The organism is Bradyrhizobium sp. A11 (assembly GCF_042077125.1).
Lineage (GTDB): Bacteria > Pseudomonadota > Alphaproteobacteria > Rhizobiales > Xanthobacteraceae > Bradyrhizobium > Bradyrhizobium japonicum_B.
On record NZ_CP149509.1, the window covers coordinates 498,236 to 515,956 of the forward strand.

Annotated in this window: 19 protein-coding genes and 1 pseudogene; 8 read left to right on the forward strand and 12 right to left on the reverse strand. The window is 65.8% G+C overall.

What is annotated here, in order from left to right; translation table 11 throughout:
• Window positions 1-193 precede the first annotated feature (193 nt).
• Both WI560_RS02230 and WI560_RS02235 read right to left on the reverse strand, forming a co-directional pair.
• Window positions 194-1,423, reverse strand: coding sequence for an ABC transporter substrate-binding protein (locus WI560_RS02230; protein WP_257197618.1), 1,230 nt, complete (start codon window positions 1,421-1,423; stop codon window positions 194-196).
• Between the two features lie 116 nt (window positions 1,424-1,539).
• Complete coding sequence (locus tag WI560_RS02235) at window positions 1,540-2,466, reverse strand: methyltransferase domain-containing protein (protein WP_375306723.1); 927 nt, start codon at window positions 2,464-2,466, stop codon at window positions 1,540-1,542.
• A 63-nt stretch (window positions 2,467-2,529) separates the two neighbouring features.
• Here WI560_RS02235 and WI560_RS02240 point away from each other — a divergent pair, with 63 nt between their 5' ends.
• The 5 genes from WI560_RS02240 (at window position 2,530) to WI560_RS02260 (ending at window position 7,989) form a co-directional block, all read left to right on the forward strand.
• Window positions 2,530-3,567, forward strand: coding sequence for a ligase-associated DNA damage response exonuclease (locus tag WI560_RS02240; RefSeq protein WP_375308973.1), 1,038 nt, complete (start codon window positions 2,530-2,532; stop codon window positions 3,565-3,567).
• Window positions 3,564-5,225 carry an ATP-dependent DNA ligase gene (locus WI560_RS02245; protein ID WP_375306724.1) on the forward strand — a complete coding sequence of 554 codons (1,662 nt, stop codon included), beginning with the start codon at window positions 3,564-3,566 and terminating at the stop codon, window positions 5,223-5,225. Before WI560_RS02240 ends, WI560_RS02245 begins: the two co-directional genes overlap by 4 nt.
• Window positions 5,226-5,548: 323 nt before the next feature.
• Complete coding sequence (locus WI560_RS02250; RefSeq protein ID WP_018644944.1) at window positions 5,549-5,854, forward strand: DUF6460 domain-containing protein; 306 nt, start codon at window positions 5,549-5,551, stop codon at window positions 5,852-5,854.
• Between the two features lie 18 nt (window positions 5,855-5,872).
• On the forward strand, window positions 5,873-6,607 hold the full coding sequence (locus tag WI560_RS02255) for an MBL fold metallo-hydrolase (protein WP_375306725.1): 735 nt from the start codon (window positions 5,873-5,875) through the stop codon (window positions 6,605-6,607).
• A gap of 2 nt (window positions 6,608-6,609) precedes the next feature.
• Window positions 6,610-7,989, forward strand: a complete 1,380-nt coding sequence (locus WI560_RS02260) for an MATE family efflux transporter (protein ID WP_375306726.1) — start codon at window positions 6,610-6,612, stop codon at window positions 7,987-7,989.
• A 91-nt stretch (window positions 7,990-8,080) separates the two neighbouring features.
• On the opposite strand, the gene WI560_RS02265 is transcribed toward WI560_RS02260, so the two are convergent.
• Together WI560_RS02265 and WI560_RS02270 are read right to left on the reverse strand one after the other, a co-directional pair.
• Window positions 8,081-9,178 carry a quinone-dependent dihydroorotate dehydrogenase gene (locus WI560_RS02265; protein WP_375306727.1) on the reverse strand — a complete coding sequence of 366 codons (1,098 nt, stop codon included), beginning with the start codon at window positions 9,176-9,178 and terminating at the stop codon, window positions 8,081-8,083.
• Window positions 9,175-9,519 (reverse strand): DUF952 domain-containing protein, encoded by a 345-nt coding sequence (locus WI560_RS02270; RefSeq protein ID WP_375306728.1) that lies wholly within the window; start codon window positions 9,517-9,519, stop codon window positions 9,175-9,177. The genes WI560_RS02265 and WI560_RS02270 overlap by 4 nt, the downstream gene beginning before the upstream one ends.
• A 213-nt stretch (window positions 9,520-9,732) precedes the next feature.
• On the opposite strand from WI560_RS02270, the gene WI560_RS02275 reads away from it, so the two are divergent.
• A complete protein-coding gene (locus tag WI560_RS02275) occupies window positions 9,733-10,386 on the forward strand; it encodes a helix-turn-helix transcriptional regulator (RefSeq protein ID WP_375306729.1) in 654 nt (217 codons plus the stop codon).
• Window positions 10,387-10,398: 12 nt separating this feature from the next.
• Here WI560_RS02275 and WI560_RS02280 read toward each other — a convergent pair whose 3' ends face one another.
• From WI560_RS02280 to WI560_RS02290, 3 genes are read right to left on the reverse strand one after another with little or no spacing between them, the layout of a single operon-like run.
• Window positions 10,399-11,103 (reverse strand): aquaporin, encoded by a 705-nt coding sequence (locus tag WI560_RS02280; RefSeq protein WP_375306730.1) that lies wholly within the window; start codon window positions 11,101-11,103, stop codon window positions 10,399-10,401.
• Between the two features lie 8 nt (window positions 11,104-11,111).
• Window positions 11,112-11,603 (reverse strand): DUF3237 domain-containing protein, encoded by a 492-nt coding sequence (locus WI560_RS02285; protein WP_375306731.1) that lies wholly within the window; start codon window positions 11,601-11,603, stop codon window positions 11,112-11,114.
• 41 nt (window positions 11,604-11,644) lie between these two features.
• A complete protein-coding gene (locus tag WI560_RS02290; RefSeq protein ID WP_375306732.1) occupies window positions 11,645-12,103 on the reverse strand; it encodes an ester cyclase in 459 nt (152 codons plus the stop codon).
• Window positions 12,104-12,196: 93 nt separating this feature from the next.
• On the opposite strand from WI560_RS02290, the gene WI560_RS02295 reads away from it, so the two are divergent.
• Both WI560_RS02295 and WI560_RS02300 read left to right on the forward strand, forming a co-directional pair.
• Window positions 12,197-12,808 carry a TetR/AcrR family transcriptional regulator gene (locus tag WI560_RS02295; protein ID WP_375306733.1) on the forward strand — a complete coding sequence of 204 codons (612 nt, stop codon included), beginning with the start codon at window positions 12,197-12,199 and terminating at the stop codon, window positions 12,806-12,808.
• 30 nt (window positions 12,809-12,838) lie between these two features.
• Window positions 12,839-12,913 (forward strand): annotated as a pseudogene (locus WI560_RS02300) (carbonate dehydratase); the annotation flags it as partial.
• A gap of 241 nt (window positions 12,914-13,154) precedes the next feature.
• On the opposite strand, the gene WI560_RS02305 reads toward WI560_RS02300, so the two are convergent.
• The 5 genes from WI560_RS02305 to WI560_RS02325 all read right to left on the reverse strand — a co-directional run bounded on the left by WI560_RS02305 (window position 13,155) and on the right by WI560_RS02325 (window position 17,593).
• Window positions 13,155-14,798 (reverse strand): lysine--tRNA ligase, encoded by a 1,644-nt coding sequence (locus WI560_RS02305; RefSeq protein WP_375308974.1) that lies wholly within the window; start codon window positions 14,796-14,798, stop codon window positions 13,155-13,157.
• A gap of 202 nt (window positions 14,799-15,000) precedes the next feature.
• A complete protein-coding gene (locus WI560_RS02310) occupies window positions 15,001-15,936 on the reverse strand; it encodes a transporter substrate-binding domain-containing protein (RefSeq protein ID WP_375306734.1) in 936 nt (311 codons plus the stop codon).
• 218 nt (window positions 15,937-16,154) lie between these two features.
• Window positions 16,155-16,745 carry an SCO family protein gene (locus WI560_RS02315; RefSeq protein WP_375306735.1) on the reverse strand — a complete coding sequence of 197 codons (591 nt, stop codon included), beginning with the start codon at window positions 16,743-16,745 and terminating at the stop codon, window positions 16,155-16,157.
• A 24-nt stretch (window positions 16,746-16,769) separates the two neighbouring features.
• Window positions 16,770-16,964 carry a hypothetical protein gene (locus WI560_RS02320; protein ID WP_375158403.1) on the reverse strand — a complete coding sequence of 65 codons (195 nt, stop codon included), beginning with the start codon at window positions 16,962-16,964 and terminating at the stop codon, window positions 16,770-16,772.
• A gap of 110 nt (window positions 16,965-17,074) precedes the next feature.
• Window positions 17,075-17,593, reverse strand: coding sequence for a hypothetical protein (locus WI560_RS02325; RefSeq protein WP_375306736.1), 519 nt, complete (start codon window positions 17,591-17,593; stop codon window positions 17,075-17,077).
• Between the last annotated feature and the right edge of the window lie 128 nt (window positions 17,594-17,721).

Genomic DNA, 17,721 nt, shown 5'->3' on the forward strand with positions numbered 1-17,721 from the left:
CACTCGGGCGCGCTCCTCAGGATGAGGCTAAGCGGCATTGCCGCCTGTTGAAGCGACCGACGCGCACTCCGTTCCTCATCTTGAGGAGCCCGCCTAAAGCGGGCGTCTCGAAGGATGGCCGCAGGGTAACCTGGCTCAAATGCGATCGCCCTGCAGCGAGCGGACGGGAGGAGCAGTAGATCCGCGCCCTCGCCTACTCCGACATCGGCTTGTCGGAGATGTCCCAGTCCTTGCCGGTGAAGGTGGAGATGAACAGCGTCTTCATCGGCGTGTAATCCTCCGGCGTGTAGCTGTAGGTGACGCCGTCGAGGAAGTAGGGCGAGTGGAAGCCCTTGAGGTTCGAGGCCTGCTTCAGCACGTTGGCGCGGGTGAGCTCGTCGCCGCAGCGGCGCAGGATCTCGCCCATGGTCACGGCCTGGCCGTAGCCGGCGAAGGCGATGGTGTTGTCGGGGTCGATCGCCGGCGTGTATTTCTTGCGCAATTCCTCGAACGCCATCACGTCGGGATCCTTCTCCCATTTCGGCAGGCCGACCTCCTTGTTGTAGCGGATGGCGACGATGCCGGTGGCGTTCTCGAGGCCCGCCGCGCTGAGGATCGAGCGGCCGGTCGAGCCGGCCGACAACAGCTGCAGCGGCTTCCAGCCGAGCTCGGCGACCTTGCGGATCGACTGCGACGAGGCCTTGCCGGTGGAGATGTTGTAGAAGACGTCGGCGCCCGACTTCGACAGGTTGATGAGCTGCGAATCGACGGTCGGCTCGGTGAGATCGTAGGTCTGCTCCATGATCACCTGCGCGGTGCCGCCGGCATCCGCCAGCACCTTCTTGAAGGGACCGAGGAAGTCGCGGCCGAAATCGTCATTCTGGTAGAGGATGCCGATCTTCGCGTTCGGCTTCACGCTGACGACGTGGCGGGCCAGGATGCGCGCCTCGGTCGGATACAGCGGCAGGCCCGCCATCGTCCATTTGAACTCTTTCGGATTGTTCCACTTCGACGCGCCGGTGTTGAGCAGCAGCTGCGGCACGCCCTTGGAGTTCAGGTATTTGTGCACGGCGGTCTGCGGCGCGGTCCCGAGCGAGCCGTAGAGCGCGAGAACTTCCTCCTGCTCGACCAGGCGCCGCGTCGCCTCGACGCATTTCGGCGCGCTGTAGGCATCGTCCATGGTAAGAAACTTGATCTTGCGCCCGTTGATGCCGCCCTTCTCGTTCAGCATCTGGAAATAGGCTTCGCCGATTCGTCCGAGCACGCCGTAGAGCGAGCCGGGGCCGGAATGCGGCACGGTCTGTCCGATCTTGATCTCGGTGTCGCTGGCGCCCGCATCGTATTTCTTCTCCGCGGCCCAGACGTAGGGCGCGGGCAAGGTGGATGCGGCGATGGTGGCAAGCGCGGCGGCGTTGAATTCGCGCCGCGATGGATTCTTCTTCATTGCTTGTTTCTCCCTGGTGCGCGCATTGTGCTGGCAACGCAGCACGGCTCGCAAGTGGGAAGTCGCTTCTTTGCGACGCAATGACGCTTAAATCGCGCGGCGCCCAGCGCCTAGACTCAAGTTTTCTCGGCGACGACGACGAGGCCACGCACCGGCTCGTTGTTCTCGTTGCGCGGCGAGGCCGGCTCCAGCGTCAGCAGCTTCAGGCCCGCCTTGGCAATGGCGCCGCGGACATATTCCGCTGGATGGGCATAACGCAGACCCTCGCCGAGAACGATGCCGCTGCCGTCATGCGTCTCCAGCGTGAAGGCGAGCACGCCGCCTGATGCGAGCACGCGGCTCGCTTCGTCGAGCACCGGCGCGAGATCGGCGAGATAGACGAACGCATCCGCCGCGACGATGAGGTTCGCGCTCGCGTCATGCTTCGTGCGCAGGCCCTCGATCATGTCGGCGACTTCGAGCTCGGCGTAGAGGTTGGTAGCGCGGGCCTGCTTGATCATGCCGGGCGACAGATCGATGCCGATGAAATGATCGACCTGCTTGGCGAAGGCGGCGGCCGCAAGGCCGGTGCCGCAGCCGAGATCGATGGTGCGCTTGAAGTAGGCCGGCTTCTTCGCGGCAACGCGCGCGGCCAGCACCGCCTTGAAGATCAGGCTCGGCGCGCGGTAGCCGAGATCGTTGATCAGCGCGTGCTCGAAGCGCGGGGCGTACTGGTCGAACAGCGCCTGCACATAGGCCTTAGGCATCTCCGCCATCTCGGCGACGCCGAGCCGCATCAGATGCAGACCGGCGCCGTGCTGGTCGCCGGGGTCGCACCTCCGCGCTTCTCGAAACGCCGCGATCGCCTTGTCGCGCTCGCCGAGCTGCTGCCGGATTTCGCCCAGCGTGAACCAGGCCGATGTGAAGTCGGGCGCCAGCTCGATCGCCTGCTCCAGCAGGTCGGCGGCCGCGGGCAGATCGCCCTTGAGCTGGAGGTCGCGCGCGAACTCGAAGCGGCGGTCGGCCATGAGATCGCCGGAGGTCAGGAACAGGCGGAGGGGCATGGGAACCAGGAAGTGTAGGGCGGAATGACTCGAAGCGACGGTAACGCGGCCTATATATCAGGCATGCGACCTCAAGACATCCTGTTGCCAGCTGTTGCCGGCCTGTGCTGCAAGCCCGGCGGTTTCCATATCGACCCCGTCCGCCCGGTCGAGCGGGCCGTGATCACCCACGGCCATTCCGATCATGCCCGCGCCGGCCATGGCGCGGTGCTGGCGACCCAGGAAACGCTCGACATGATGCGGCTGCGCTATGGCGAGAACTTCGCCGGATCGACGCAGGCGATCCGCTATGGCGAGGAGATCCGGCTCGGCGATGTCCGCGTGAAATTCCACCCGGCCGGCCACGTGCTGGGCTCCGCGCAGATCGCGGTGACGTGCAAGGACACCTGCATCGTGGCATCCGGCGACTACAAGGACGCGCCCGACCCGACCTGCACGCCGTTCGAGCTGGTGCCCTGCGATGTCTTCATCACCGAGGCGACGTTCGGGCTCCCGGTGTTCCGGCATGGCGATGCGGGCGACGAGGTGAAGAAGCTGCTGGCTTCCGTCGCGCTGTTTCCCGAGCGCGCGCATCTCGTCGGCGCCTATTCGCTCGGCAAGGCGCAGCGCGTGATCAAGCTGCTGCGGCAGGCCGGCTACGATGCCCCGATCTACCTGCATGGCGCCATGGAGACGATCACGCATTACTACCAGAGCCGCGGCATCGAGCTCGGCGAGCTCCGGCCGGTGAAAGGCGTCAAGAAGGCAGCGCTGGCCGGCACCATCACGCTGGCTCCGCCCTCGGCGACGTCAGACCTGTGGACGCGGCGCTTTCCCGATCCGGTCACCGCATTCGCCTCGGGCTGGATGCGCGTACGCGCCCGGGCGCGGCAGCGCGGCGTCGAGCTGCCGCTGGTGATCTCCGACCACGCCGACTGGGACGGCCTCACCGCCACGATCGGCGCCACCGGTGCCGGCGAGATCTGGGTCACCCACGGCCAGGAAGATGCGCTGGTGCATTGGTGCCGAAGCAAGGGCCTGAAAGCGCAGCCGCTCGATCTCGTCGGCTATGGCGACGAGGAGGAAAGCGAGACGCCGATCACGGATGAGGCTGAGGCATGAACCGCTTCGCCGAGCTCCTGGACCGTCTCGCCTACGAGCCTGGCCGCAACAACAAGCTGCGGCTGATCACCGGCTATTTCCGCGAGGTCGGCGATCCCGACCGCGGCTACGCGCTGGCCGCGCTCACCGGCGCGCTCAGTTTCAAGCACGCCAAGCCCGCGCTGATCCGGAATCTGATTGCCTCGCGCACCGATGAGGTGCTGTTCGGGCTGAGCTACGACTATGTTGGCGATCTCTCCGAGACGGTGGCACTGATGTGGCCGAAGGCCGCGCTCGCCGCCCACAACAACCCGCCGCCACCGAGCCTCACCGAAGTGGTCACCACGCTGCGCACGCTCGGCAAGACCGAGCTGCCCAAGCAGCTCGAGCGTTGGCTCGACGAGCTGGACGAGACCGGACGCTGGGCGCTGTTGAAGCTCGTCACCGGCAGCTTGCGGATCGGCATCTCGGCGCGCCTTGCCAAGACTGCGGTGGCCGCGCTCGGCGACAAGGATCCGCATGAGGTCGAGCTGATCTGGCCGGGCCTCGCACCGCCTTATCTCGACCTGTTCGCCTGGCTGGAAGGCCGCGGCGACAAGCCGGTCAACCGTGATCCCGCGCCGTTCCGGCCCGTGATGCTGGCGCATGCGATCGAGGACAGCGATTTCGCCGGGCTCGATCCCGACGACTACATCGCCGAATGGAAATGGGACGGCATCCGCGTTCAGGCCGTCGCCGGCCGCGACGAGCGTGGCCACATCACGGCGCGGCTCTATTCGCGCACCGGCGAGGACATCACGGGCAGCTTTCCGGACCTCGTGCCATCGCTGCATTTGCCGGGCGCGATCGACGGCGAGCTGCTGATCCTGCGCCAGGGGCGCGTGCAGAGCTTCAACGTCCTGCAGCAGCGCCTCAACCGCAAGGTCGTCTCGCCCAAGCTGATCAAGGAGTTTCCGATCCACCTTCGCGCCTACGACCTGCTCGGCGACGACGAGAACGATCTGCGCGAGCTGCCGTTCGCGGAGCGGCGCGAACGGCTGGAGAGCTTCATCACGAAGCTCGGCGATCCCCGCATCGACCTGTCGCCCACCGTGCCTTTCGCAAGTTGGGACGCATTGACCGCCGCGCGCGCCGATCCCGCGAGCGCCGGCGCAAGCGAGGATGCGGATGCCGTCGAAGGCGTGATGCTGAAGCGGCGCGATGCGCCCTATCTGCCGGGACGGCCGAAGGGCCAATGGTGGAAGTGGAAGCGCGATCCGCACATCATCGACGCCGTGCTGATGTATGCGCAGCGCGGTCACGGCAAGCGCTCGTCCTATTATTCCGACTACACCTTCGGCGTCTGGACCGCGGGCGAGGGCGGCGACGAGCTGGTGCCGGTCGGCAAAGCCTATTTCGGCTTCACCGACGAGGAGCTCTTGCAGATCGACCGCTTCGTCCGCCGCAACACCACGGAAAAATTCGGTCCCGTGCGCCATGTCGTGCACGAGGGCGACAAGGGGCTGGTGCTGGAGGTGGCGTTCGAGGGCTTGCAGCGCTCGCCGCGGCACAAATCCGGCGTCGCCATGCGCTTTCCCCGCATCAGTCGCCTGCGCTGGGACAAGCCGCCGCGCGAGGCCGACCGGCTGGAGACATTGGAGCGGATGCTGAAGGCGGAGGCGGCGGAGATTGAGGTGTGAGGCGCGTGATGGGCTGGACTCTGCCGGCGCCTGAGCGCACGCCTCGTCCTTCGAGACGACCGCTTCGCGGTCTCCTCAGGATGAGGCTAATCCGCATCGGTGCACGTTGAAACTGCTGCTGCGTACTTCGTCCTCATCCTGAGGAGCCCGCCTAAAGCGGGCGTCTCGAAGGATGGCGGCCGGGACACTCTCATCGGGTCGCGGAAGAGGCGAACCGGCCGCCCGAATTAAACTCCGGTAACCCGATTGACGCGCCGATCCGGGTTCCCCATGTGCCTCGCCGTGCCCTATAATGGGGTCGAATCCTTCTCGAGGAGTTTGCGATGGTCCAAGACGTCAGAGATTTGCCGGCCGGCCGCAGCGATGGGCTGAACCGCTTTCTCGGCGGCTCGCCGCTGGCGGTCGCGTTCCGACTGGTCCTGCTCTCGATCCTGGTCGGCGTCGTGCTGGCTGCGATCGGATTCGATCCCTGGAACATCATCTACAGCATCCGCCTCCTGTTCCAGCGTCTGTGGGATCTCGGCTTCGATACCATCAACTGGCTGTGGCGCTATTTCCTGCTCGGCGCGGTGATCGTGATCCCGATCTGGCTGCTGTCGCGCGTGTTCGGCGCGCCGCGCGGCCGGTAAGCTGGGAGTCCGCAGCCGATGCAACTGCGTTTCGTCGGCTGCGGCGACGCCTTCGGCTCCGGCGGCAGGCTCAGCACCTGCTTCCACGTCTCGGGGCGCGAAGCCAACTTCCTGATCGATTGCGGCGCGTCGGCCTTGCCGGCGCTGAAGCGGCTCGAGATCGCGTGCGACGAGATCGATCTGATCCTGATCACGCACTTCCATGGCGACCATTTTGCCGGACTGCCGTTCCTGCTGCTCGACGCGCAGTTCTCGCGGCGGGCGCGGCCGCTGACGATCGCGGGCCCGCAAGGCATCGAGAGGCGGCTGCGTGAGGTGATGGAGGCGCTGTTCGAGCACTCCTCGAAGACGAAACAGCGCTTCGAGCTCGATGTCGTCGAGCTTGCGGCCGGGCAAAGCCGGACGTTCGGCGCCGTGACGGTGACGCCCTATCCTGTCGTGCACGGCGAATCCGGTGGTCCTTTCCTCGCCTACCGTGTCGAGGCCGAAGGCCGCACGCTCGCCTACAGCGCCGACACCGAATGGACGGAGACGCTCATTCCGCTGGCGCATGGCGCCGATCTTTTCATTGCCGAGGCCTACATGTACGAGAAGGTGGTCAAGAACCATCTCAGCCTGAAGACCTTGGAACAACATCTGCCCGCGATCGGCGCCAAACGGCTCGTGCTCACCCATATGAGCGACGACATGCTGTCGCGCCTCGACGCGTTGCCCCACATGGCGGCCGAGGACGGCATGGTCGTCGTATTCTGACCATGCACGCCCCCGTCCATCCCAGGGTCGGCACACGAGACGTGTTCGCCATCGCAGGTCCAGCGATGGTTGCCAACCTGACCACGCCGCTGATCGGCGTTGTCTCGACCACGGCGATCGGCCGCCTCGACGATGCCGCGCTGCTCGGCGGCGTCGCGATCGCGTCGATCGTCTTCGACTGCCTGTTCTGGCTGTTCGGCTTCCTGCGCATGAGCACGCTCGCCTTCACCGCGCAATCGCTGGGCGCGGGCGAGGTGCGTGAGCCGACCGCGATCCTGGCGCGCGGCTTCATCGTCGCCGGCCTGATCGGCGCCGCTCTGATCGTGCTGCAAGTGCCGCTGGCCGCGGTGCTGTTCGACCTCATCGGCGGCAGCGAGGGTGTGACGCGGGCAGCGCAGACCTATTTCGGGATCCGGATCTGGTCGTCGCCGTTCACGCTCGCCAATTACGTCATCCTCGGCTGGCTGATCGGCCAGGCCCGCGCCAATTCAGCCTTGCTGCTTCAGGTCGTCATCAACCTCGTCAACATGGCGGCGACGATCCTGCTGGTGCTGGTCCACGACGCCGGCATCGCCGGTGCCGCGATCGCCGCGCTGGTCTCGGAAGCGGTCGGGTTCGGCCTCGGCGTGATCGTCTGCCGCCATTATGCCGAGGGCGGCTTCGCGGTGCCGTACAGGACGCTGCTCGACCGCGACAAGCTGGTGCGGATGCTGGCGGTGAATTCCGACATCATGATCCGCACCGCGGCGCTGATCACGGTGTTTCTGTTCTTCACCGCGAAAGGCGCGCAGGCCGGCGACGTCACGCTGGCGGCCAATTCCGTGCTCAACAACTTCCTGTTCATCAGCGCCTTTTTCCTCGACGGTCTCGCCAACGCCGCCCAGCAGCTGTGCGGCCGCACCCTCGGCGCACGCGACGCAAAAGGCTTTGCCGCCTCGACCCGGCTGGTGCTGCTCTGGGGGCTCGGCTTCGCCATCGTCGTCGCATCGCTGTTCGCGCTGTTCGGGCCGGCTTTGATCGATTTCATGACGGCAAGCGAGGAGGTTCGCCGCGCCGCGCGCGAATTCCTGCCCTTCGTCGCGTTCGCGCCGATTCCCGGCGTGTTTGCCTTCGGGTTCGACGGCATCTATATCGGCGCCACCTGGGCGCGGGAGATGCGCAACCTGATGCTGGCTTCGCTCGCGATCTTCCTCGGCACCTGGTGGGCGCTGCAATCGTTCGGCAATGCCGGATTGTGGTGGGCGCTCCTGGCCTCCTACCTCTCGCGCGGCGGCTTGCAGGCGGCGCGCTATCCGGCGCAGTTCAGGGCGACGTTCTCTTCTCCCTCGCCCACCTTGCGGGGAGAGGGTCGGGGTGAGGGGGAGTCTCGGCAAGGGAAGTAAGAGTTGGACTCGTGGAGAGTCCCCCTCACCCGGATTTGCTCTCGCAAATTCCGGCCTCTCCCCGCAAGCGGGAAGAGGCGAGAACATCGCCTTACATCCCCGGCCAGTCTTCCGCCGTGAGCGTCGCGGCATCCGCTCCGACGATCTCGGACAAGGAATCCCGCCCGGTGCGGAGCAGCGTCGAGGTGAGGTCGCGCTTGATCTCGTCGACGAGGCCGAGGCCCTTGTAGACCAGCGACGAATAGAGCTGGATCAGGCTGGCGCCGGCGCGGATCTTGGTCAAGGCGGCGCCGCCGGAATCCACGCCGCCGACGCCGATCAGGGGGAACGCGCCCTCGACGCGCACATAGGTCTCCGCAACCATCCGCGTCGACAGGCGGAACAGCGGCCGGCCCGACAGGCCGCCTTGCTCCTTGGCCCGCGTCTGCTCCCGCAGCGTGCTCGGCCGGGAGATCGTCGTGTTCGACACGACCATGCCGTCGACCCGGCGCGAGCGCGCGACCTGCACGACGTCGTCGAGCTGGGCGAGGCTGAGGTCCGGCGCGATCTTGAGCAGCACCGGCGTGTCGCCGGCCTTCTGCCGGACGCGCTCGCGCGCGTCGATCACGCGGGCAAGGAGATCGTCGAGCAGCGCGCCTTCCTGCAGATTGCGCAGGCCCGGCGTGTTCGGCGAGGAGACGTTGACGGTGAAGTAGCTTGCGACCGGCGCAAAGGTCTCGATCAGCTTGACGTAATCGGCGACGCGATCGACTGAATCCTTGTTGGCGCCGACATTGACGCCGACGATGCCGCCGTGCTGCGCCCGCGCGGCGAGCCGGCGCAAGGCGACGCCCGCGCCGTCATTGTTGAAGCCCATGCGGTTGATGATGGCCTCGTCGCGCTCGAGGCGGAACAGCCGCGGCCGCGGGTTGCCGGCTTGCGGCTTCGGCGTCACCGAGCCGATCTCGACAAAGCCGAAGCCGAGCCGCAGCAGCGCGTCCGGCACCTCCGCGCTCTTGTCGAAGCCCGCGGCCATGCCGATCGGGTTGGGAAAGTTGAGCCCGAAGGCGCGCATCGCGAGCTTGGGATCGTCGGCGCGCGGCTTGACCGGCGGCAGGAAGCGCAGCCCCTGGATCGCCAGGCGATGCGCGTCTTCCGGATCGAGCCAGCGCAGCACCGGCAGGGAAAAGGCGTCGAAAGCGCGGATCACGGGGCAAGCTCCGGAACGTCGTGGCCGCCGTCGGAGCGGATGTTGAGGTTCATCACCGTGATCACGGCGCCGAGATCGAGCTCGCCATAGAGATGCGGAAACAGCTCGTCATTGCGCGAGCGCTCCCAGCGCAGCTCGCCGCCGAGCGCGTCGCCGTCGACCTCCACCAGGAACAGCGCGCGCTGCCCGAAATAGTGCTTGCGCAGGGTCTCGGGAACCTGATCGGCGGTCGAGAAATGGATGAATCCGTCGCGCGCATCGTCGGCGCTGCCCCGGTAGACACCCTGCCGTTCCGCCTCACGCCAGGCCGAGGCCAGACAGATTTTGTAGATCTTGACCACCGCTTGCGCAGTCCTGTTTGCTCTTTGAGTCTTTTGGGTTTTTTCGTCTCGCGCGGGTCTGCAAGAACCCCGGCGCGACCGTAAAGGCCGCCCCTGCCGAACTCAAGACCTCAAGCCTTTCCGGTCCGGTGAAATCGCCGCCACTTGCGCGAAAAGCGGAAAACCGGTTGATTTGAGGACAGTTTTCCTGAGTTGCGACGGGCTGGACCTTGCATGGTCAGGCAGGCCAAAGCGCAGAGGATACTCACTCACGACCAGATCTGGATCGCGCTGGATCGGCTGGCGGCGCGCGCCGGTCTGTCGCCGTCCGGCCTCGCCAAGCGCGCCGGGCTCGATCCCACCACCTTCAACAGGTCCAAGCGCGTCACTTCGGACGGCCGCGAGCGCTGGCCCTCGACCGAATCGATCGCCAAGGCGCTGGCGGCGGCAGATGCCTCGTTCGACAGCTTTGCGCGGCTGGTCGACGATGACGCGGGCGACGGCCGCTCGGTACCGCTGCTTCGTTTCGCGCTGGCCGGCACGAGCGGCGCCTTCGACGAGTCCGGCCTTCCCGCTGGCAAGGGCTGGACCGAAACCGCGCTTCCGGCCACCGAGGACAGCCACGGCTTTGCGCTGGAGATCTCCGGCGATGAGTTTGCCCCCGTTTACCGCCACGGCGACATCGTCCTGGTCTCGCCGGGCGCGCCGATCCGCAAGGGCGATCGCGTGGTGGTGCGAAGCAGGACGGGCGAGGTGACGATCGCAATGCTGAGGCGCCGTACCGCGAAGGCCCTGGAGCTGCAATTGCTCAACGCATCGCAAGCCGTGCGCACGATGGCGGCGGGCGAGGTGGCGTGGATCGCGCGGATCGTGTGGACGAGCCAGTGACCCCGCTCTTGGTCAGCGCAAGTCCGGTACGAGCCAGCGAAACAACGCCACGGCGGCCACAGCGCCCAGCATTTCCGCGACGAGGAAGCCGGGTACGTCGATCGGACGAATTCCGGAGAACGTATCGGTGAATGCGCGCGCCAGGGCGACCGCGGGATTGGCAAAATCCGTGGCGGTGAACCAGAAGCCGGCTCCAATGTAGGCGGCGACCGCGCCCGCAAGAGCGACCGGCCGCATGCGCGAGCAGGTCCAGACCATTCCGATCAGGCCGAACGTGACCAGGAATTCGCTCAGCCATTGCGAGGGGCCGCTGCGAAGATGGGATGACAGCGCGTAGGGCGGCATGTCGAACATCGCGTCGGCGATGGCAACGCCGGCGATGGCGCCGACCAATTGCGCTGGCACGTAGAATCCGGCAATGCGCGGCGCGATGTCGCCGCGAAATGCCAGCACCAGCGAGACGAGCGGATTGAAATGGGCGCCCGACAATGGCGCGAGCCAGACGATCAGGGCGTAGAGTGCGGCACCCGTCGAGAGCGCGTTGGCGAGCAACGCCAGAGCGACATTGCCTGCTGCCAGCCTCTCGCCGAGAATACCGGAGCCCACGATCGCGATCAGCAGGTAGGCGGTGCCAAGTCCCTCGGCCACCAGGGAGCGCGCGAGCGAGGGCCTGTCAGTGCGATCGCCGGCCCGACGCAACTCGCTCAACGCATCCACGGCGAGCCTCACAGCACTTCGAAGATCTTGTAGGCGACGGCGCCCTCGACGAGATAACCCTTGCCGACACAGACGATGTCATTGAGCCAGGCATAGGTCTGCGAGCCGGTTTCGAACAGCGGATTGGTGCGGAAGTAATATCCGGCGGGATCGACCCTGGTGCGTCGCGCCGGGTCCGCCATCTCGGCGCGCAGAGCCTGCGGCGTCACCCAGCGGCCGCCATAGGTCATATAGATCAGCTCGCCATCATGCGTCCGCAGCGACAGGCGGACATCGAGCGTCATGGCGCCATCGGCGCGAAACAACGCCCAGTCGCCGCCGCCCCGCAGCACCTCGCCGCGCAGGCGTGGGCCTTCGAACGAGCCCTTGGCGGCGCCGAACAGCACGCGCTGCCCGACCGGCCCGGCACCGAAATTGAGGCGCGGATCGAGATCGACGACGATGTCGAAGAGATGTCGGGTCACAAGATCGCCGACGGATTTGACGCGGGAATCGGTCATGGTCTGGCACTCCTTGATGCCTGGATGGAATTTGCCGGCGGCTAAGCCGCCTGTGTCGCATCGCCAAACAGCTTGCGCCTCACCGCATCGGTCGAGAGGCCGGATTGGGCGCACAGCTCGGAGAGATCGAAGACGAAGCGTTCATGCGCGATCTTGTCGTCGCGGAAGGTGAAGGCGATGAACACGGGCAATTCGGCACGGCGCCCATTGGGCTCGCCCCCGAAGCGATCACCCGTTATCGTCATCCGGGCGGTGCCCCAGCAGATCAGCGTGTCGGCGGAATTGGCGTGGCCGTCCAGCGTGACGTGATAGTCCGGGAAGGACTTGAAGAAGCGCGTCAGGACGCGCTCGTTTTCGGCGAGACCCTGCGCCCTGGTGCCGAAGGCCGGCGTCTCCAGCACCATGTCCGGATGCAGGACTTCCAGCGCCGCAGGGACATCCTGCCGGCTCTTCGCGATTGCCAGCCTTTCCGCCAGCTCGAACATCCGCTTGCCATCCATGGTGCGCCTCATAACATTCTACATGAATAATACATACATTGTGTATGTTATATGCGGTTTGATACAAACGCGTCAAGCTTTAAGTTGCGCGCGATGCGGGCGAAGGATCCTCCGAGAAGTCGTCGGGAAGAGTACAGCGAAGCCACCAGGCAGGCGCTGATCGATGCCGGACGCGAAGCGTTTGCCGCCAATGGATTTCAGGCGGCGGGCATGGAGGCGATATCGCGGGCGGCGCGGGTCACGCGCGGCGCGTTCTACCATCACTTCGAGGACAAGAAGGCGCTGTTCGACGCCGTGGTGGTTGCCATGCAGCGCGAGGCGGCCGCCCGGATCGAGGCCGCGGCGCGGAACGAGCGCAAGATCTGGGATCGTCTCAGTGCCGGCATCGACGCCTATCTCGACGCCTGCGAAGAGCCGGCCTATGCGCGCATCGTCATCCAGGAAGCGCAGGCCGTGCTCGGCGAGCCGCGCTATCGCGAGATCGAGGAGACTTACCCGACCGCGCTCCTGATCGCGACGCTGCGGGCGCTGAAGCGCGATGGCGAATTGAACGCGGACGATGTCGATCTGCTCAGCCGGATGATCGACGCGATGATCTGCAAGATCGGGCTGCTGCTCCCCTACGCGGACGATTCCAGAAAGCTGCGCAGAGACGGACAGACGATCGTCGCGGCGGTGCTGGAGACCTTTCGCCACAAGGCGTGAACCCCCTCGATCCCGCGATCGCCCTCGATGGCCCAATGGGGCGATCTCGACGCGGCCAACAAGGCTTGCGCGGTCGGCCTGCAGCAATCGCCGATCGAGATCGAGGTTCGCAAATCCGATGAATGCGCGCCCGGTGCAGAAGGATAACCGCGCTACGTGTTGAAGTCGATTTGAGCGGGAGCCTCACTCCGCAGCTGCGCTGTCAGGTTCATCGTCATCGCCCCGCGAAGGCGGGGAATCCAGTACGTTGCGGCCGTTCAGCTCCATTACCGCGGCCGCTGGAATACTGGATCGCCTGCCCCAGTGCGCAATTGCGCACAAGGCGGGCGATGACAGTGGAGTGGCCTCACGCGCTTCGCGCCAGCGCCCCGTCGATCATGTTGACCGCGTTCTGCACGCCGTAGACCGCGACGAAGGAGCCGAAGCGTGGGCCCTTCTCCTGGCCGAGCAGCACCTGGTAGAGCATGTTGAACCAGTCCAGCGTGACGCCGGGACGGCCGTCCTTGCCCTTCTTGACCTGGTCGAGGAACGGCTCGCGGCGGCCGATCTCATAGACGACGTTCTGGATGTCCTCGGCCGAGGCGTCCGCCGGAAGCTGCGACAGCGCATCGCGCAGGTCCTGCAGCGCCGCACGCTCGGTGTCGGTCGGCACGCGGAACTGCTTCGTCGGCGCGACGAAGTCGCGGTAATAGTTGATGGCGTAGCCGACCATCGCGTCCAGCTTGGGATGCGTCTGCGGGCTCACGCCGGGACGATAGCGGCCGATGAAGCCCCACAGCGTCTCGGCATTCTCCGCGTTCGACGACGACACCAGCGTCAGCAGCAGCTGGAAGGTCACGGGCATGTCGCCCTTCGGCGGCTTGCCGTTGTGGATGTGCCAGACCGGATTGCCGAGCTGCTGCTTGCCGTCCTGCCTGGCAAAGCCGTCGATGAACTGCTGATAGTCGTCGACGTTGCGCGGAATGACGTCGAAATACAGCCGCTTGGCCGCCTTCGGCTCGCGATACATGAACAGCGACAGCGATTCCGGCGAGGCGTAGCGCAGCCATTCGTCGATGGTCAGGCCATTGCCCTTCGACTTTGAGATCTTCTGGCCCTTCTCGTCGAGGAAGAGCTCGTAGTTGAAGCCTTCGGGCGGCGTGGCGCCGAGCGCTCTGGCGATCGCGCCTGAGAGCTTCACGGAATCGATCAGGTCCTTGCCGGCCATCTCGTAGTCGACGCCGAGCGCGACCCAGCGCATCGCCCAGTCGGCCTTCCACTGGCACTTGACGTTGCCGCCGGTGACCGGCGTCTCGACCTCCTGGTTGGTATCGGGGTCGAGATAGGTCACGGTGCCGGCCGCGACGTCGCGGCGGATCATCGGCACCTGCAGCACGATGCCGGTGGTCTTGCTGATGGGGAGGAACGGCGAATAGGTGGCGCGGCGGTCGGGGCCCAGCGTCGGCAGGATGATCTCCATCACCTTGTCGTAGGCGGCGAGCATCTTGAGCAGCGTCACGTCGAAGCGGCCAGACGTGTAATAATCGGTCGAGCTCGCGAACTCGTAGTCGAAGCCGAAATGATCGAGGAAGGCGCGCAGCCGCGCGTTGTTGTGGTGCCCGAACGAGGGGTACTCGTTGGAGAACGGATCCGGCACCCGCGTCAGCGGCTTGCCGAGATGCGCGGCCAGCATCTCCTTGTTGGGGACGTTGTCGGGCACCTTGCGGAAGCCGTCCATGTCGTCGGAAAAGGCGAGCAGGCGCGTCTTGACCTTGTCCTCGGTCAGCACGCGGAAGGCGTGCCGCACCATCGAGGTGCGCGCGACCTCGCCGAACGTGCCGATATGCGGCAGGCCGGACGGCCCGTAGCCGGTCTCGAACAGCACCTCGTCCTTCGGGCTCTTCTTCAGCCGCGCGACGATGGCCTTGGCCTGCTCGAACGGCCAGGCGTTGGATTGTTCGGCGAGCGCACGCAGATCGCTCGGGCTCATGCTGGGATCGATAACGGACATCAAGAAGGGCCTCCGGGCCGCGGAAAATAGCGATTTCCCGCCAGAATGCAAAAGTTGCGGGGCGAACAGCCACCTCCGCCGTCATTGCGAGAATCGTAGGGTGGACAAAGCGAAGCGTGCCCACCGTTCATAAGACGTGGGCACGGCGCTTGCGCGCCCTTGCCCATCCTACGACAGCTCGCTCGCCGCAAGAGCTGCGACGCTAAAACGGGCTCACCGAGAAATAGCGCAGCCACAGATCGGTGTAGCGGCCCTTTTCCCAGACCCGGAACAGCGCCCAGTTCAGGGCCTGGCGCAGCACGTCGTTGCCCTTGCGCACGGCAATGCCGATGCCTTCGCCGAAGAAACGGCTCTCGACGAAGGGGCCGCCGGAGAAGGCGCAGCAATCGCCGGAATCAGTGCCGTTGATCCAGAACGCCAGCGAGATGGCGTCGCCGAATATGAAATCGACCTCGCCCTTGCGCAAAGCGGCGCGCATCGCCTCGTCGCTGGGAAAAGCGTGCAGCTCCGCGTCGGTGAACATGGCCTTGAGATAGGCCTCGTGCGCGGAGCCGGCGATGACGCCGACCTTCTTGCCCTCGAGATATTCGGGCCGGATTTCCGGCATCACCGCGTCCTTGCGGGAGACGAAGCGCGCCGGCACGCGGTAATAGGGATCGGTGAAGTCGACCCGGGCGCGCAGCTGCGGGCTCACCGCCATCGAGGCGATGATGGCATCGCCGCGGTTGGAGGTGAGCGCGTCGACCAGCGTCTCGAAGCGGCGCATCTGCACCGTGCAGGTGACCTTGATCTCCTCGCACAGGCTGCGGGCGAGATCGACGTTGAAGCCGGCCGGGTTGCCGTCGGCGCCGGTGTAGTTGAACGGCGGATAATCGGTCTCGGTCAGGAAGCGGATCACGGTCAGGCGCGACAGGTCCGGCCGTTCCGGTCGCCGCCGCGGGTCCCAGAACCCGGGCACGGCCTGCGGGGCGGCCTGGGGCGCGACCTGCGGCGTAGCCTGGGGTGCCGCCGGAGGCTGCTTGGCCGGAGCCTGGGCCTCGGCGGCGGGCAGGCTCGCGAGCAGGCACGCGACAGCGGCCAGCCCGGTTAGCAAGCGACGGGCAGATTTGGTCGATTTCGCCTGTTGCGATGGAGCCATCGGCCGGAAATGAACGAATTTCGTTGAGATCGGAGGGCGTTATAGACCATCCCGCCGGGAACGCGAGCGCGGAATGCGGGCTGGGTGAAGGTGCGCTCCGCCGTCATGCCCGGGCTTGTCCCGGGCATCCACGACCTTTCCCGCCGGCCGAAGAACGTGGATGGCCGGGATAAGCCCGGCCAAGACGATGTGGAAGCAGTTGGGCGCGAACGCAGCCTTCAAAGATACTTCTTCAACTCCGCCGCCGCCTCTTCCGGCGTCCGCTTCAGATTGAACGGCGAGACGAAGCGGCCGTCGCGGTCCATCAGGTAGATCAGCGCGGTATGGTCCATGGTGTAGTCGCCGTCCTTGGTCGGGATCTTCTTGGCGTAGACCCGGTAGGAGGTGATGACCTTCGCGGTCTCGGCGGGATCGCCGGACAGGCCCTGCAGATGCGGATCGAAGCTCGACAGATAGTCCTTCATCGTCGCCTGCGTATCGCGCTCGGGATCGACCGAGATGAAGACGGCATTGAGCTTGTCGGCATCCTTGCCCATCACGCGCAGCACTTCCGAGATATCGAACAGCGAGGTCGGGCAGACGTCGGGGCAATGGGTGTAGCCGAAGAAGATCAGGGTCGGCTTGCCCTTGAGGCTCTTGTCGGTGACGGCCTTGCCGTTCTGGTCGGTGAGCTGGAACGGGCCGCCGATCGCAGCCGGCTGCGCCACCTTGCTGATGCCGCCCATGGCCCAGAACATGATCAGGAGCCCGACAATGAGGCTTGCGGCGAAGGCGGTCGCGATCACCAGCGGACGGGTGGCGGAGCTCATGAGCGGGAAACTTCCTGTCGCGGATCAGAAGCAGGCGGCGAAGCCGGTCCTGATCATTTCGAAGAACATCTGCGTGCCGTAGTGGAACCACAGCGCCAGCGCGCCGAGCACGAGCAATCCAGAGGTCGCCGCGCCCGCCCACAGCAGCACGGACGGCGTCCGGCCGGCAGTGGACGAATTGTCCTGTAACGGATGCGTCGGGTGCAGGGGTTGAGCCATGACAATGATCGAGGGCGAAGGCCCGGTTTCCAGGCCTTCAGATAGGCTTTGGCCCGCCCGCGGGCAAGGCGCCGCCGGCGGGCCAGAACGATCCGGTCAGGTCGAGAACGTCAGCGCAGCTGGCCCCGGGCGGATTCGATCTGGTCCGCTTGCGGAAGGGACCGGCGCGACGGCTTGATGGTCGAGGCCTGCGCGTCCATGTAGCAGGGCTTGTACATGGCCTGGAGCTGCTTGCCCCTCAGGAACAGCATCTGCGGGGTGAGGCCGCCGCGCTGGCTGATCCAGCGCTTCACCTGCGAGGGGTACATCGCATAGAGCATCTGGGTCGCCTCGGGATTGGTGACGGCGCGCCCGTTGCGGCCAAAATCCCAGGCGGCGTGGAAGCCGAGCGTCGCGCTCGAGGTCACGCAGATCCGGTCATGCGGGATGGCCCCAAGGACGATGGTACAGGCGGATGCGCAAAGGCCATCGATGATGACGGTCTCGCCTGATTGACGCAGATCCTGGTACTTGTCGACGTAGGTTCCAATCCGGCCACCGCGGTCATCCGCGATCCGAACCACCGCGTAAGAAGCCCCCATGCCAGCGATCAGCAGAACCGCCGCAAGCAACCCCGTCAGAAACTTCATTGGCCCCCGCCCCAGTCGAATTCGAATCTGCGTGTCAGGTGGTGATGCACGGCTAGCGTCCGTCGTAACCGAGGTTTTGTCTAGGCAGGCCGGCTGACTCAAAACAAATTCAAATCCAGTGTTGCGTC

Excerpts from the sequence above, each read along its gene's own strand:
- WI560_RS02230 (WP_257197618.1), bottom strand. The coding sequence starts at position 1,423 with ATGAAGAAGAATCCATCGCGGCGCGAATTCAACGCCGCCGCGCTTGCC.
- WI560_RS02235 (WP_375306723.1), bottom strand. The coding sequence starts at position 2,466 with ATGCCCCTCCGCCTGTTCCTGACCTCCGGCGATCTCATGGCCGACCGC.
- WI560_RS02240 (WP_375308973.1), top strand. The coding sequence starts at position 2,530 with ATGCGACCTCAAGACATCCTGTTGCCAGCTGTTGCCGGCCTGTGCTGC.
- WI560_RS02245 (WP_375306724.1), top strand. The coding sequence starts at position 3,564 with ATGAACCGCTTCGCCGAGCTCCTGGACCGTCTCGCCTACGAGCCTGGC.
- WI560_RS02250 (WP_018644944.1), top strand. The coding sequence starts at position 5,549 with ATGGTCCAAGACGTCAGAGATTTGCCGGCCGGCCGCAGCGATGGGCTG.
- WI560_RS02255 (WP_375306725.1), top strand. The coding sequence starts at position 5,873 with ATGCAACTGCGTTTCGTCGGCTGCGGCGACGCCTTCGGCTCCGGCGGC.
- WI560_RS02260 (WP_375306726.1), top strand. The coding sequence starts at position 6,610 with ATGCACGCCCCCGTCCATCCCAGGGTCGGCACACGAGACGTGTTCGCC.
- WI560_RS02275 (WP_375306729.1), top strand. The coding sequence starts at position 9,733 with ATGGTCAGGCAGGCCAAAGCGCAGAGGATACTCACTCACGACCAGATC.
- WI560_RS02285 (WP_375306731.1), bottom strand. The coding sequence starts at position 11,603 with ATGACCGATTCCCGCGTCAAATCCGTCGGCGATCTTGTGACCCGACAT.
- WI560_RS02290 (WP_375306732.1), bottom strand. The coding sequence starts at position 12,103 with ATGGATGGCAAGCGGATGTTCGAGCTGGCGGAAAGGCTGGCAATCGCG.
- WI560_RS02295 (WP_375306733.1), top strand. The coding sequence starts at position 12,197 with ATGCGGGCGAAGGATCCTCCGAGAAGTCGTCGGGAAGAGTACAGCGAA.
- WI560_RS02305 (WP_375308974.1), bottom strand. The coding sequence starts at position 14,798 with ATGTCCGTTATCGATCCCAGCATGAGCCCGAGCGATCTGCGTGCGCTC.
- WI560_RS02310 (WP_375306734.1), bottom strand. The coding sequence starts at position 15,936 with ATGGCTCCATCGCAACAGGCGAAATCGACCAAATCTGCCCGTCGCTTG.
- WI560_RS02315 (WP_375306735.1), bottom strand. The coding sequence starts at position 16,745 with ATGAGCTCCGCCACCCGTCCGCTGGTGATCGCGACCGCCTTCGCCGCA.
- WI560_RS02320 (WP_375158403.1), bottom strand. The coding sequence starts at position 16,964 with ATGGCTCAACCCCTGCACCCGACGCATCCGTTACAGGACAATTCGTCC.
- WI560_RS02325 (WP_375306736.1), bottom strand. The coding sequence starts at position 17,593 with ATGAAGTTTCTGACGGGGTTGCTTGCGGCGGTTCTGCTGATCGCTGGC.